At 61.6% G+C, this 14,386-nt stretch carries 19 protein-coding genes; all 19 read left to right on the forward strand.

All coding sequences use genetic code 11. From position 1 onward, the window contains the following. The first annotated feature begins 5 nt into the window (after positions 1-5). On the forward strand, positions 6-728 hold the full coding sequence (locus ACAX43_RS21095) for a flagellar hook-basal body protein (protein WP_370710361.1): 723 nt from the start codon (positions 6-8) through the stop codon (positions 726-728). A 1-nt stretch (position 729) separates the two neighbouring features. Next, the gene (locus ACAX43_RS21100; RefSeq protein WP_370710362.1) at positions 730-1,509 is read left to right on the forward strand and encodes a flagellar hook-basal body protein; all 780 of its coding nucleotides are present in this window, start codon (positions 730-732) and stop codon (positions 1,507-1,509) included. Between the two features lie 4 nt (positions 1,510-1,513). Beyond that, entirely contained in the window at positions 1,514-2,098 is a 585-nt protein-coding gene (locus ACAX43_RS21105) for a flagellar basal body L-ring protein FlgH (protein WP_370710363.1), read from the forward strand. Further along, entirely contained in the window at positions 2,092-3,225 is a 1,134-nt protein-coding gene (locus ACAX43_RS21110) for a flagellar basal body P-ring protein FlgI (protein WP_370710364.1), read from the forward strand. Before ACAX43_RS21105 ends, ACAX43_RS21110 begins: the two co-directional genes overlap by 7 nt. Positions 3,226-3,239: 14 nt before the next feature. Next, positions 3,240-3,605 (forward strand): flagellar basal body rod protein FlgB, encoded by a 366-nt coding sequence (locus ACAX43_RS21115; protein WP_370710365.1) that lies wholly within the window; start codon positions 3,240-3,242, stop codon positions 3,603-3,605. Between the two features lie 4 nt (positions 3,606-3,609). Next, a complete protein-coding gene (gene flgC / locus ACAX43_RS21120) occupies positions 3,610-4,074 on the forward strand; it encodes a flagellar basal body rod protein FlgC (protein WP_370710366.1) in 465 nt (154 codons plus the stop codon). After that, a complete protein-coding gene (locus ACAX43_RS21125; protein WP_370710367.1) occupies positions 4,071-4,370 on the forward strand; it encodes a flagellar hook-basal body complex protein FliE in 300 nt (99 codons plus the stop codon). Before flgC ends, ACAX43_RS21125 begins: the two co-directional genes overlap by 4 nt. 1 nt (position 4,371) lies before the next feature. Then, positions 4,372-5,907: a flagellar basal-body MS-ring/collar protein FliF gene (gene fliF, locus ACAX43_RS21130; RefSeq protein WP_370710368.1), complete on the forward strand. Its 1,536-nt coding sequence runs from the start codon at positions 4,372-4,374 to the stop codon at positions 5,905-5,907. A gap of 528 nt (positions 5,908-6,435) precedes the next feature. Then, positions 6,436-7,146 (forward strand): hypothetical protein, encoded by a 711-nt coding sequence (locus ACAX43_RS21135; RefSeq protein ID WP_370710369.1) that lies wholly within the window; start codon positions 6,436-6,438, stop codon positions 7,144-7,146. Positions 7,147-7,148: 2 nt separating this feature from the next. Then, positions 7,149-8,474, forward strand: coding sequence for a FliI/YscN family ATPase (locus ACAX43_RS21140; protein WP_370710370.1), 1,326 nt, complete (start codon positions 7,149-7,151; stop codon positions 8,472-8,474). After that, positions 8,471-8,923, forward strand: a complete 453-nt coding sequence (locus tag ACAX43_RS21145) for a hypothetical protein (RefSeq protein ID WP_370710371.1) — start codon at positions 8,471-8,473, stop codon at positions 8,921-8,923. Before ACAX43_RS21140 ends, ACAX43_RS21145 begins: the two co-directional genes overlap by 4 nt. Positions 8,924-9,207: 284 nt before the next feature. Further along, positions 9,208-9,660, forward strand: coding sequence for a hypothetical protein (locus ACAX43_RS21150; protein WP_370710372.1), 453 nt, complete (start codon positions 9,208-9,210; stop codon positions 9,658-9,660). Further along, entirely contained in the window at positions 9,650-10,075 is a 426-nt protein-coding gene (locus ACAX43_RS21155) for a flagellar hook assembly protein FlgD (RefSeq protein ID WP_370710373.1), read from the forward strand. Before ACAX43_RS21150 ends, ACAX43_RS21155 begins: the two co-directional genes overlap by 11 nt. A 9-nt stretch (positions 10,076-10,084) precedes the next feature. After that, positions 10,085-11,278 carry a flagellar hook protein FlgE gene (locus ACAX43_RS21160; protein ID WP_370710374.1) on the forward strand — a complete coding sequence of 398 codons (1,194 nt, stop codon included), beginning with the start codon at positions 10,085-10,087 and terminating at the stop codon, positions 11,276-11,278. 179 nt (positions 11,279-11,457) lie between these two features. Beyond that, entirely contained in the window at positions 11,458-12,108 is a 651-nt protein-coding gene (locus ACAX43_RS21165) for a FliM/FliN family flagellar motor C-terminal domain-containing protein (protein WP_370710375.1), read from the forward strand. Continuing rightward, positions 12,105-12,443, forward strand: coding sequence for a flagellar motor switch protein FliN (gene fliN, locus ACAX43_RS21170; protein ID WP_370710376.1), 339 nt, complete (start codon positions 12,105-12,107; stop codon positions 12,441-12,443). The genes ACAX43_RS21165 and fliN overlap by 4 nt, the downstream gene beginning before the upstream one ends. Continuing rightward, on the forward strand, positions 12,443-12,820 hold the full coding sequence (locus tag ACAX43_RS21175; RefSeq protein WP_370710377.1) for a flagellar biosynthetic protein FliO: 378 nt from the start codon (positions 12,443-12,445) through the stop codon (positions 12,818-12,820). The genes fliN and ACAX43_RS21175 overlap by 1 nt, the downstream gene beginning before the upstream one ends. After that, complete coding sequence (gene fliP / locus ACAX43_RS21180) at positions 12,817-13,608, forward strand: flagellar type III secretion system pore protein FliP (RefSeq protein WP_370710378.1); 792 nt, start codon at positions 12,817-12,819, stop codon at positions 13,606-13,608. The genes ACAX43_RS21175 and fliP overlap by 4 nt, the downstream gene beginning before the upstream one ends. After that, complete coding sequence (locus ACAX43_RS21185; RefSeq protein ID WP_370710379.1) at positions 13,605-14,381, forward strand: sigma-70 family RNA polymerase sigma factor; 777 nt, start codon at positions 13,605-13,607, stop codon at positions 14,379-14,381. The genes fliP and ACAX43_RS21185 overlap by 4 nt, the downstream gene beginning before the upstream one ends. The last annotated feature ends 5 nt before the right edge of the window (positions 14,382-14,386 follow it).

The raw sequence follows: 14,386 nt of genomic DNA on the forward strand, positions 1-14,386 counted from the left end.
AGCAGATGGATAACGTGATGTTGCTTGCCACTCGTCTGATCTCACTACAGACACGGCGCGTCGAGATTGCCGGTGAGAATGTCGCCAATGTGGCGACCCCCGGCTACAAGCGCGAAATCGCCTTCGAGGATGCGCTTGCAGCGGCGGGTGCGGATCATTTCCAGGCCGCCTCCATCGTCGGAAACGCAAACGGCAGCACCGTCGCGACCGATTTCTCGGCAGGCAAGCTCGTGCATACGGGCGATCCCTTCGACCTTTCCATCACCGGCGCAGGCTTCTTTGAGGTCGCCACGACTGACGGCCCCGCGTACACGCGACTTGGCAGCTTCCAGCGCGACGCCGATGGCCGACTCGTGACCGCACAGGGCTGGCCATTGCAGGGATCGAACGGCGATGTGAGGGTCAACGCCGCGAACTGGCATGTGGAAAGGGATGGCACGGTAATCGATAACGGCAATACCGTTGCCGTCGTTCGAATCGTCGATTTCGACGACACCGCGAAGCTGCGGCGCACAGACGGCGGTCTCTTCGTTTCCGACGGTGCGCAAGCCGCGGACGTCGATCGCGTGCAGGTTAGCCAGGGCTACATCGAGTCGTCGAACGCGACGCTCCCGACCGACATGATGCAGATGATGGAAGCGATGCGACGCGTCGAATCCGGACAGAAACTCGTGCATGCCTATGACGACATGATGGGCAGCGTCATGCAACGGCTAGGAGAAATGTGACATGAACAACGTTTTCTATATCGGGGCAACGGGCCTCAATGCGCAGCAAACGGCAGTCGACCTGACGGCGAACAACATCGCGAACATGAATACGCCGGCGTTCAAGCGCGGCACCGTGTCCTTTTCCGAACTGTTGAAAGCGGGTGCGCAGCAAGCGCGCGGTACGCAACACGCGGGCGCGGGCGACGCGCCTGCCGGCGTCGCCGCCGATGCGTCACTGCATGTATTCACGGCCGGCGCGTTGCGTCAAACCGGCAATCCCCTCGATCTTGCGATTCAGGGAGACGGCTTTATCGAACTGACGTCGGATGGCAATTCGAACGATGCAACGCTGTGGCGCGGCGGCGTGCTGCACGTTGGCGCTGACGGATTCCTGGCCGCGCCGAATGGTCAACCGCTCAAGGCGATGATCTCCGTACCGCGCGACGCGTCGCAAATCTCGATCGCGGCCAATGGCCAGGTATTTGCCGCGGTCGCCAATCAAACCGATCCGCTCGAAATCGGACAGATCGAACTGGTAACGCCCACCGACACGCGTGCACTGCGCAGCACGGGCGACGGGGTTTATCGCGTTCAGGACGACGGCGTCACGCTGACGCACGCGAAGCCGGGCGAAGACAATGCAGGTACGCTCGCTCAGGGATTCAGCGAGGCATCAAACGTGTCACTCTCGGACGAACTTGTCAGCCTCATGCTCTATCAACGCTCATACGCGGCGAACGCGCGCCTCGTTCAGGTCGGCGACGAACTGATGAGTATCGCCAACGGCCTGAAGCGCTGATCTTATGCGTCCTGCTCTTTTTCACACGGCGCTGCTGCTCGCCGCGCTCGGTGCAGCGCTGCCTGGTCGTTGCGCGAACCTGTTCGATGCCAACAGTTATCAGTCGCTGACTGCGGACCGCCGGGCGTCAAAGCCCGGCGATATCGTCACGATTCTCGTCTACGAAAATTCGAGTGCGAGCAACACCGCCGATACGTCGACCAATACGAACTTCGGCCTGAACGGCAGCGTGTCCACGTTGTATGCTGGCAATAACAGGCTGCAGCTCGGCACGGGCGACACCTACGGCGGCCGCGGCCAGATCCAGCGAACCGGACGCCTGCTCGCGCAGATCAGCGCGACGGTTGCCGACGTCGCACCCAACGGCGACCTGATCGTTGCTGGTGACCAGAACATCGACGTCAACGGCGAGAAAACGAAGATCCATCTGAAAGGACGCGTACGCCCCGTCGATCTCGCGCAGAACAACACCGTTCAATCAAGTCGTCTTGCCGACGCGCAGATCGATTACACCGGCGACGGCTTCATTACGGACCGTTCCCGCCCTGGCCTCATTCCCCGCCTTTTTGCATGGCTCGGCTTATGGTAAAGCGCATCGGTTCCATTCTCGTCTTCGCGTTGCTTGGCGTTGCGCTGGCAAGCCCCGCATTCGCAGCGACCACTACGGCGAACGTTCGCCTCAAGGATCTTGGCCGCTTTCTGGGTTGGCGGGACAACATGCTGGTGGGTTACGGGATCGTTTCGGGGCTGGCCGGTTCAGGCGACACGCCACGTAACCAGGCCACCCGTCAGGCGCTGGCCAACGCGCTGTCGCAGTTCGACATGGCCGTGACGCAGGATCAGATCCAGAGCCGCAACGCAGCGCTTGTCATCATCACCGGCACGCTGCCGCCGACCGCCAATGTTGGCGACAAGATCGACATCAACGTGACGTCGATGGGCGACGCGCGCAGTCTCGCTGGCGGAACACTCATCATGACGCCGCTGCGCGGGCCGGATAAAAAAACCTATGCACTCGCTCAGGGCCCCGTGTCGGTTGGCGGATATCGCTATGACGCGAACGGCAACCTCAAACAGAAGAACCATCCGACGGTCGGGATCGTGCCGCTCGGCGCGACAGTGGAGGTACCCGTGCGCGCCGATCTGGTCACCCAGGACGGCAACCTGAACTTCGTGCTCAAGGACGCGGATGCCACCACCGCGCGACGCATCGAGCAGGAGATCAATCAGACGATGGGCGCTGGCGTAGCTCACTCAGTCGATGCGCGAACCGTTGCGGTACGGGCTCCGCACGACGCGCTCGCCATGAACGACTATGTCGCGCGCATCGAGGCTCTGGAAGTACGCCCAGACCAGGAGTCCCGAGTGGTCGTCAACGAGCGCACGGGAACGGTCGTCGCAGGCGGCAATACGCGCATTTCGGCGGTCAGTATTTCTCATGGTGACATCCGCGTTTCGGTCGTGACGGAATACACCGCGTCCCAGCCGAATCTGGTGAGCGTCACCGGACCGGGTGTGCGCAGCATGGTCGTCGGCAACAGCGATCTTTCAGTGGAAGAACCCGGGCAGACAGTTGCGGCGTCGTTCCCGGACGGAACCGTGGGCGACCTGGTGCAGGCACTGTCACGAACACGTGTAAGTACGCGCGACGTCATCGCGATCCTGCAAGCCATCAAGGCTGCGGGCGCATTGCACGCCGACATCATCATTCAGTAAAGGAGACCTTACCCATGAGCATCGATCTCGTTGCCGCAATAGCCACCAAGGCGCTCGACGGGCTGTTCGCGCGACAGGCCGCTACCGCCGACAACATCGCGAATGCCGGATCCGCAGGGTTCACCCCAGTGCGCGTTTCGTTCGAAGACGCACTGCGAACGGCAGCGCTGCCACGTCCCGGCGACAACGCATCAGGCGTGATGAACCGCATTGTGGCCGTGGAACCCATGACCGGAACAACGCCGGCGGATCAGTTCGACGGCATGAAGCTGGATCGTGAGATCACCACGGCTTCCGAGACGTCCGCGCGTTACGCGATGCTGGTCAGCATGCTCGACCGCACGCTGCAGATGCAACAACTCGCCGTGAAGGGAGTGTAAGCGGATGTCGGACAGCATCTTTGCGATTGCCCGCTCGGGTATGGACGTCGAACATCAGCGTATGGAAGTGATTGCGCAGAATCTCGCGAATGCAGGAACCACACAAACGGCGGCCGGCACACCTTATCAACCGATGCGGCTCGTTTCGGGGCCGCGCGTAGTGTCGAATTTCCCCGCCCACCTGCAAGCCGGCAACGACGTTTCCGGTATGGACGTTTCCCCAACGGAGGGCCTGGCTGGCGTGCAGACCTACGGCGTCGAGCCGATGGAAACGCAACCGCGCCTTGTCTATGAACCATCGCATCCGCATGCCGACGGGAAAGGTTTCGTTCACTATCCCGGTCTCGATCACGCGGGCGAAATGGCGTTGATGGTTCAGACACAACGTGTGTATGAGGCCAACGTGATCATGTTCAATGCTGCGCGCTCGATGTACCTGCGCGCGCTCGACCTCGGGAGCAAGGGATGAACGTCACTGAAATTGGCGCGATTCAAGGCGCATCTTCCGCACAAGCTTCGACACTTGCTCCGGTACGCAATGCATCGGAAAGTTTCGGATCGATGCTGATGGGCGGCGTGATGAACGTCGACCACGCGGTGCAGTCGGCGAACGCCGCGGTCGCCGGTTTCGCGCTTGGCAACGAACTCCCCCCGCACCAGGTCATGCTCGCGCTCGAAGACGCGCGCCTGCAGTTGCAATTCGCGCTGCAGGTCCGTTCGCGCCTCGTAGAAGGCTATCAGGAATTGATGCGGATGCAACTCTAGTATGAACTCCACACTGTCACGTCTCACCGCCTTTGCGAGCGAGGGTTCACGCCCGCGTCAGTTCGCGATAGTGGCCGCGCTCGTCGTCGTGATCGGCGGTGCGGCCGCTGCCGGCTGGTTGTTGCTGCGTCCGTCGTATCAGGTGCTATTTCGCGATTTGAAACGGCAGGATGCGTCGACGATCGCAACGGAACTTGAAAAACAGAAGATCCCGTATCGTTATGACGATCAGACGTCGTCCATTCTCGTGCCCGAAGGCGATGCGCGCGCAACACGTCTTAAGCTGATGAGTGGCGATCTGCGCCTGCAAGGGGTGGTCGGCCTGGAACTGTTCAACAATTCCGACCTCGGCCTCACCGACTTCGCCCAGAAGGTGAACTATCAGCGCGCACTGCAGGGCGAACTCGCGCGCACGATCATGACGCTAGACGAAATCGAGCTTGCACGCGTACATCTGACGCTGCCTGAATCGTCGCTGTTTCGACGTGACAGTGCGCGCCCGAAAGCATCGGTTGCGCTGTTTCTTCGCGACGGACAAACGCTTCGTCCGGAGACGATCACCGGTATCCAGCGGCTCGTGGCCGCTGCCGTGCCCGAACTTTCGCCGGTGGACGTGTCGGTGCTCGACCAGCGCGGCGCGCCGGCTAACGGACGCGCCATTGAACTCGATGAGCCGGGCCTGCGCCTGAAGGACGCGATCGAGCGCAGTTATGAACAGAAGATCGCGGCTCAGATCGAGCGTGTCATCGGCCCCGGCCACGCGTCGGTCAGCGTCGATGCGTCGATCAACCTGGATCGCGTTCATACGACGCGCGAATCGGACGTCAGCCGGCCGATCGTCACGGACAGCAATGTGGCTTCCACCGCCGGTAATGCATGGCCGCCGCTGCCGAAACAGTCCACGCCCACGGCAGGGCTACCACCGCTGCCCACGGCAGCGATGCCGGCAGTGCGGTCGCCCGAGGGAACGCGCACCGAGCACAACATCGAGCAGATCGTCAGGGAACCCGGCGCGCTGCGCCGGCTGTCGGTGGGTATCGTGTTCGATAAGCCGTTGCCTCCCGCCGAACTCGCCAATCTGAATTCAGTGATCTCCGCGTCAGTGGGTCTCGATCCTGCACGCGGCGACGTGTTGTCGGCCTTCGTCCAAGGGTCACAAGCGGCCGGCGCAGCAGCGTCGGCGGTGCAGGGCGTAGCGCAGCCTGTTTCATTGGAGCCCTCGCCATCGACGCACGAACGGTCGGGATCGGAGCTAGCCTTTTCAGCGGACGCCACCGCGACCGGACAGCTTCACCCTGCTTCCGGCGCGAGCGTGTCTCCACCGACTGGTTCGACTAGCGTATTCGCCCGAACCTGGATTGTTGCGGCAGCGCTTATCGCACTGGCGGTCGTCGTGCTGGCGGGCCTCGTCGCGTGGACGACCCGGCGTGCTCGCGCTTCGCGACAGCAGCGCCTGACACAGGCACAGCGCGACCAGCATGTGGTGCGCCTGCGCACGCTGCTGGCCCAACAGGATGCCACACATGAAGCACCGTAGAAGCCAGCGCGAGCTGCGGCGGGCAGTAGCTGACCTCGCGCAATGTGCGATCGAGGATATCGAATCGGTGTGGGCCGAACTATCGCCGGATGAGCGCGCGCGGCTCCAGCCTTTGCTGGGGGAGGCAACTGGGCTCGGCGGCTGTGAACAGCCGGTACAAGGCGCGAGGTGCGGCACGCCGGCCCGTGCAGACTCGTCGTCTTCTTCAGCTGCTCCAGCTTTTTCCAACGATAAGGCGTGGCGGGTAGCCCAGATGGCACAGACGCTGCCGGCAACGTTAGCCGTTCGGTTACTCGCGAGTGTCGACACTCCGATACAGAGGGAAATTCTCGATAAGTTCTCCGACGCACAACGCGCGTCGCTCAATCCCGCGTTGTGCGACATCCGCCTCACGCAACGCGCGCGAGCAACATGGCTTGCCGCATGCGTGGCCCAGGCTGACGATGCGCATTCAACGCGAGTGTTGAACACCGCGTCTCGGAAACAGACGCTCCTTAGCCGCATCCGCGATTGGACAGGAAGGCGCACATGAGCACATTGATCAAGGCGGATCACGTGAGATTCGCATTCGGCTCGACGGCACGAGTTGGCGCGTCTGGCCGTCCGGATGAGCGGGAAGCAGCATCGGTTAGCGCGTGGGAGAACCAGACTCATACGGTGACGGATACGACGCTGGAAACTGCGGCACTCCGTCTGCCCGCCATCGAGCAGATTTTGACCGAACTCCCGCAGGAAGCCGAAGTCCGCGAGCGGACCGCCTATGAAAGAGGGCTGAAGGAAGGCATCAGAACCGGTCAGGAGCAGCTGGAACGGGATCAGGAAACCCAGTTGAACATTTTGCGCGGTGGCATCGAGTCCGCGCTGGAGACATTCAGGGTTCAACTCGACTCGCTCGAAACGCTCGCGATAGAGGTAACGAACGCTGCGCTTGGCAAGCTGTTCGGCGAGACTAGCCAGCACGCAGACCTCGTTGCTCAGACCGCGCGCCATCATCTGAACGCGGTCGCGGCTGGGTCCGCCATTGCCGTCGAAGTGTCGCGACACGATTTTCCGTCCGACACACAGCTCGATGCGGCGTTTGCGCAGCTCGCCGGCAAGTTGAGCGCGGGCGTCACCGCAAGCGCTCAACTGCCGGCGGGCGGCTGTCTGATCCGCCTTTCGCTGGGTACGCTCGATGCAAGCCTGGATGCACAGTCCGCGCGAATACGGGCGGCGTTGTCCGCGATTTGCCAGCAATGAACATGCAACAGGCCCTTCATCCGTTCGTCGCAGCGATGCGGGCGGTCGACCCGCTACGCCGGAGTGGCGCAGTCATACGCGTGATGCCCACGTTCATCGAAGCAGACGGCCCTGGTGTGCCCCTCGGATCGCTTTGCACGATAAGCGGAATGGACTCGCAACAGGCACTCGCCGAGGTAGTCAAGGTGGAAATCGGCAAGGTCACGCTCGCGCCATGCTCGCCGTTCGCCTTCGTTCGCATTGGCGACGAAGTATGTTCGGCTTCGATGGGTGCGACCGTGTCCGTCGGCCCTGGCTATCTGGGACGTGTGATCGATCCGCTGGGTCGCCCGCTCGATGGCGGCCCGCCGATCACTGGACGGCATACCGAACCGTGGCCAACCGGCGGTGTCGCGATTCCGCCGCTTGAGCGCACATCACCTGACGTGCCGCTGCAAACGGGCGTGCGCGCACTCGACAGTCTGCTCACGCTGGGCGTGGGTCAGCGCGTCGGCATCTTCGCCGGCAGCGGTGTCGGTAAAACGACGCTTCTAGGCAGCATTGCGCGCAACATCGAAGCGGATGTGTGCGTGCTCTGTCTCGTCGGCGAGCGCGGGCGTGAGGCAGAGGAGTTCTGGCATCGCACGCTGTCGGACGGGAGCCGCGCACGTTCGACGATGGTGGTCGCAACGTCCGACCAGCCCGCGATTCTGCGCGCGCGCAGCGTGCTGTACGCGCTGTCCATCGCCGAGTACTTTCGCGCGAAAGGTAAGCATGTGTTGCTGCTGCTCGATTCAGTCACCCGTTATGCACTTGCCTTGCGCGAAATCGGACTGGCTGCCGGTGAGCCTCCCACCGTACGCGCTTATACGCCAGGTGTATTCGCCGCGCTGCCCAAGATTGTCGAACGCTGCGGAGGGATCAAAGCGGGCGGCGCCATCACCGCATTGATGACCGTTCTGAGCGAAACAGACGAAATCGATGACCCGATGGCCGAAACAATGCGCGCATTGCTCGACGGACATATCGTTTTGAGCCGCGACCTGGCGGAACAGGGGCACTTCCCCGCGATCAGTGTTCCTCGCAGCGTGAGCCGTGTATTTCAACACGTCACGCAAGCCGGGGAACGCGAACTCGCAGCAGACGCGATCGCACAACTCGCATTGTATGAATCGTCGAGAACCTTGATCGAATCCGGGCTTTACGCCGCTGGCAGCAATCCGTCGCTCGACCGGGCATTGCGGTTGCGCCCCGCGCTCACGGCTTTCCTGCGTCAGAACGTGAACGCACCCATGCCGCGCTGGGAAGCCATGGCGAATCTCGCCACGCTCATTGAAGGCCGCACATGAACGAACGCGAACAACTCGACATGATGAGACAGATCGCCCGCATTCGTGCCTTGCAGTTCGAACAGAGCCGCAACGAAGCGCAACGACTCGCCCGGATTCACGAAGAGGCAAAGGCGTTCGAAGCCGAGGCGTCGTCCCGCTTCGATGCGCAACTGGATGGCATGCGCCGCATGCTGGCAGCGGGGAATGGCGTCTCCTTGACGCTCGTCGCCAGTTGGGATGCCGCAATTGCGTCAGCCCGAACGGCGCTCGCGAGTGCCGCCGTCCACACGCGCGAGGCCGAACGCAACGCTGAGTTGCACCGGAAAGTCGTGGCGACGCATCACCGTCAGGCGGACCTGTCGGAAGAACTGGTGGAACGCGCGGCGCGTCGTTATACGCGCGCATGCGATGACCGGCAGACCTTCATGATCGAAGACCTGTTCCGCTCGCGCGAGGCACGCCAGTGAAAGTGTCCGCAGGTATGGCGCTTCAATCGTTTGATGGCACGACCCCGCAGCGCGTCGCCCCTGCTGCCGCCTTCGACCAGACACTGCGGAGTATGGAAAAGGACATGTGGAACGGTGCGGCCGCAGGACAAATGCCGACCGCTAGGCTCCCCTCGACGGTTGCCCGGCTAGCGGGCCGCGCCGATACGGCGCCAGCCGGTCAGGGCGTTTCTAGCCCCATGCCGGCCCGTGCCACATCGGATTTCGTTCGTTTGGCGATTAATTGGCCAAGGCCTGACATGTCCATGGCGGAGCGCGAAACGGCGGAATTAAACCACACAGATACGCAAATGCGTGAGCAACGTCATGCGGCGGTGGTCGGCAACGCGCCCCCCTTTGTCGCCACGTCTGCCCGCCCATTTGCCCTGGCGCTCGCGCCGCAAGTCGAGGCGCGCGAAACGGCGTGCTCCGTAGCGGATGAAGACGCGCCGCGAAGCGGGCCTGCGAATCGCGGGGCACTGGCGTCATTGCCGCCACGTCAGGAGCGGGCCGCCACCTGTCTTGTCACCGTCACTGACGGTGACAGCGGTATGACGGTCGCGCTACGCACGAACGACCCAACGTCTGAGCAGACTCAGCGAATCTCACGCGCGGCGCTTCACGAATTGCGCCGCCACGGCATGCACGGCGCGCGCATTGTTATGAACGGCGTCCAGCAAACCATCGAAATCCTGGAGGAAGAAAAACATGGCCATTAGTCCCGTCAGCTCAACTGGCAACACCGCCGCTACGAGCAACGCCAACGATCGAATCAACTCGATCGGACTCGATATGCAGTCGTTGCTGCAGATCATTCTCACGCAGCTCACCTATCAGGACCCGTTGAAGCCCGTGGACAACTTCGAGTTCGTGTCGCAGCTCGCGCAGTTCACCTCACTTGAACAGACGCGCCAGAGCACCGAGAAGCTCGACAGCCTGCTGTTAGTTCAATCCGCGTCGCAAACCTTCGGCTTGCTAGGCCGGAGCGTCGATGTGCAATCGGACACGTCACTGGTCACGGGCGTCGTCAAAAGTGTTTCCTTGCAGGGGAGTCAACCGCAACTGACGATCGAAACGCCCGACGGTCAGTTCCTCACCAACGCCACGCTCTCGCAAATTACGTCGGTACGCTAGGAGATTCGTATGCTGGACAGCATTTACATCGGTATGAGTGGATTGACGGCCTACTCGAAAGGCCTGCAGACGATCAGCAACAATGTCGCAAACCTGAACACGCCAGGGTTCAAGACTTCGACACCTCGCTTCGCCGACATGTACTACGGCGACTCTTTCGCGCGCTACACACCCGGTACATCCGGCACGATGCAGTTTGGCAGCGGTGTCGAATATGGCTATGCGTCGCTCAATCTCGCGCAGGGCGATCTGCGCGCAAGCTCCGGCCGGCTGGATCTGGCAATCAAGGGCGATGGCTTTCTGACGTTGCTCGATGGTGGCCCGGTGCGTTATGCACGCACCGGGCAGTTCACCGCCGGCAATGACGGCTTCATTACCGACAAGGTCACGGGCCTGAAACTTGCAACGCTTGGAGCGTCCGGCACGCCGGAACCCGTGTCTCTCGCGGGCAAGGAGATCAGCGCCCCCCATCCCACGACCACGATCTCGTTCTCCGACAACCTTTCTCCCGGAGCGACAGATTTCTCGATTCCGAATGTCGACGTGTTCGATGCCAATGGCGGCAAGCACACGCTGTCGATTGGTTTCGAGCCGGATTCAAGCATCATTCCGGGCCGCTGGAAAGTCACCGTGTACGATGAAAATCAGATTCCCCTTCAGGAAGGCACGCTGCAATTCAACGGCGGGATTCCCGAGCCGGGAAGCGACACGCTCGACTTTACGCTGACGTCCAGCTCCGCGCCGCCGATCACGGTGAAGCTCGATTTCTCGAGCGGAGTAACCGGCTTTTCCGCCGGCAGTTCGTCCACCCTCAAGGTATCAGGCAAGGATGGTTACGCGACTGGCACGTTGACCGCGATGGACGTTGACGAGGACGGGAAACTGACGCTCCACTACTCCAACGGCGAGACGACCAAACTCGGCAGTATCGCGATCGCCACGTTCTCCGATTCCCAGCAGCTCAAGCAGACGGGCAACGGTCTCTTCGACGCGTCGCATGCGCCCACCCCCAGATACGGCACGAGCATCGATGCCGGATTCGGGCAAGTGTTATCGGGAATGACCGAAGTATCCAATGTCGATCTCTCTAACGAGTTCGGACAGTTGATTCTCATACAACGTGGCTTTCAGGCGTCGTCACAGGTGATGACCACCGCCAATGAAATGATCATGCAGTTGTTCCAGATGCGGGGCCAGGGGTGAGGGCGCCCGTCGCGCGATGGCGTCCGCTCGCGCCCCGTGATCTCGACACGGCCCGTACGCTGATCGAAGACACACTTTCAGCCTGGCAGCAGGCGTGGTTTCACGCACCCGCCGTACAGGTTGAAAGCGTGGCCCTGGTTGCGCCGCGCTCCGCGTGTACCTTCCCGGGAGACGCGTGCGTGTACGCCCTCGGAACGTCCCTGCGGTGGAGTATCGCCCCAGATGCGTCCAGACGCCTCGCGAATCTCGCGCTCGATCTGCCGGAGGACGACTCGATCGCAGTGGGCGCGGTTCGTGCGGCGCCCCTTCTTGATCTGGAGCGGCATGTGACGGATGAGCTGTGCGCCGCCCTTGCTTCGCTTTGCGGTGATAACGCAGGCAACGAATCACGACTGTGCGCGACGCCTGAAACACACACGCGGTTGCAGCTTCCGCGCGGCGGTGTGCAGTTGCGCGTCGCGAGCAACGGCGGGGCTGAATTGCTGTCGATCGTCGTCACACCGGCGCTGTTGCATGGCAAGGCGCGCGCTCCCGGTCTTCCGCGGTCGACGCCCATCAAACCGCTCGCTTTGCGCTCCGACTCACTCGCGCCCATCGAAGTCCGCCTGTCGGCCGTACTCGGCCAGGCCGAGCTGAGCGTGCAGCAATTGCTCGGTCTGGAAGCCGGTGACGTCATCGCCATCGACCGCACACTCGATTCACCCGTCGACGTGATTGTCGAGCAGCGCGACGGATGTGGACCACGCAACCTCGGCACGGGTCATGTCGGCCGTACAGGCCGCAACCTGTCCATTCAATTGAACGCGATCCACGGTCGCAACGCTTTATGACTCTGCATACCATCTCTGCGACGCCCGTCGTCAAGTCTCTGGAACTGCCGGAGCAGGCTTCGGCCGGGCCCGTCGTCGAACAGGGACACGGTCACATCCCGGCACTCGATCTCGTCGGCGATGTCAAGGTCAAGCTGGATATCCGGCTCGGTTCGGCGACCATCACGATCAGGCAACTGATGGCGCTTGAAGACGGCTCCGCCATCACGCTCGAAAAACTCATAGATGAACCCGTCGATGTCCAGTTGAACGGAAAGACAATCGCGCGTGCGGAGATCGTCGCGGTTGACGATCAGTACGGCATCCGTATGACCGAAATACTAGCGGACCGGTAATGGATTTCACACAGGCAACGAGCGCCCCATGGCCTGCATCCGCCGCTGCGGCCGTATCGCCACAGAATGCGCTGTCGTTTGGACATGTGGTCGCGCATGCCGATATTGGCGCATTCAGAGTGTGCGTTGCATTGCTCATCTGTCTGGGACTCGGCATTGCCCTCATCCTGGCGCTCCGGCGTTTTGGGTATCGCACATTGGGGTCCGCATCGGGCACGCCGCGGCGGCTCAAGCTGATTGAGACTGTACGGCTCAATCCGAAATCCGCGCTCTACCTGATCGAGTGCGATGGATCCGCCGTGCTGCTTGCAGCAGACGAAACGGGTATCAAGACCTTGCATGTCACTCGTGCGCTTCAGCAGGAGGGCGCGGCATGAAGACGCTCGTTACCTGGTCGTTTCGCATACTCGCAATGTGCGCGCTGCTCGCGCCGTTATTCTGCGCGCCACCGGCATACGCAGTCACGCACCGACCGGATACAGAAACGTTCACGCTTTCGATGTCCGGGTCGGCGAGAGAGCTCGCACACGGCGGACCGGGCGTATCCGATACCGTTCGCATGGCGACGCTACTGACGCTGCTAAGCGTCGGTCCCGCGCTCATCATGTCGATGACCGCGTTCATCAGGATCGTGATTGTTCTTTCGATGATCCGGCACGCGTTCGGCATGCCTGAAACACCACCAACGCCCATCCTGATCAGTCTTGCCCTGTTTCTGACCGTGTTTGCAATGATGCCGACGCTCGAAACGATCAATCACGATGCTTTCCAGCCGTTCATGAGCGGTCGGATCGAACTTGACGCCGCACTCGAAAAAGGGGCAGCGCCTCTCCGCGAGTTCATGCTGCGACAGGTCCGCGACGACGAATTGAAGCTGATGTACGAGCTATCAGGCAAGCCGCTGCCGCAAACGCCTGATGACGTCAGTCTGTTGCAGCTCACGCCCGCGTTCATTCTTAACGAACTGCGCGTCGCCTTCCAGATCGGCTTCGTGGTGTTGCTGCCGTTCCTGCTGATCGATCTGGTCGTCTCAAGCGTGCTACTCTCGCTCGGCATGCTAATGGTGCCGCCTGCCACCATTTCTCTGCCGCTGAAGGTATTGATGTTCGTATTGATCGACGGTTGGGGGCTCGTCATGCGCGGCGTGCTGGGTAGTTTCAAATGACGCTGGACTGCATCGATGCGCATGCGTCTCCAGATTTGGCCGACGCCGGCACGTCGCCGTCGGCGCTGTGGCGCGAGTTTGCCGATACGCAATCGATCGCCGCTCGTGAAGCATTGTTCTTACGCTATCTGCCCTATGCGCGCGCAGTGGCTGCACAGATGTTCGCCAGCAGACATCGCGACGATGTCGAATTCAAGGACTTCCAGCAACTCGCGTTTATCGGTCTGCTGGAGTCAATCGATCGATTCGATCCCGTCCGTGAGGTTTCTTTTGAGACGTTTTGCACACCGAGGCTAAAGGGAAGCGTGCTGGACGGAGTCGAGAAGCTGACCGACGGACAGGAGCAGGTGTCCTTCATGCGACGTGCCCGGCGCGAGCGGATCGCCTCGCTGAAAACAGCGGACGCCGACAACGTCACTGTGCTGGATACCTTTCAGCTGCTGGCTCACCTGACAGCAGGCCTTGCGATTGGCTACATGCTCGACGACACCGGTATGCTCGCGGACTCTGCGGATAGGCGCGCATCGTTTTCGACGCCCTACCAGGGCGTCGCGTGGCGGCAGACCAGGGAGCGCCTGCTTGCGGCGGTCTCGCAGTTACATGATCGCAGCAGGAAGATCATCCAATATCACTATTTCAACGGTCTTACGTTCGAACAGATCGGCGAACTCACGGGCGTCAGCAAGGGCCGTATCTCGCAGATTCATCGCGCAACACTGATCGAACTTCGCGAGCGACTGGGCGCCGCGCAGCAAATGTATCTGAAAGGGTAAAGGAA

Origin of the sequence: Paraburkholderia sp. IW21 (genome assembly GCF_041321145.1) — a bacterium.
Lineage (GTDB): Bacteria > Pseudomonadota > Gammaproteobacteria > Burkholderiales > Burkholderiaceae > Paraburkholderia.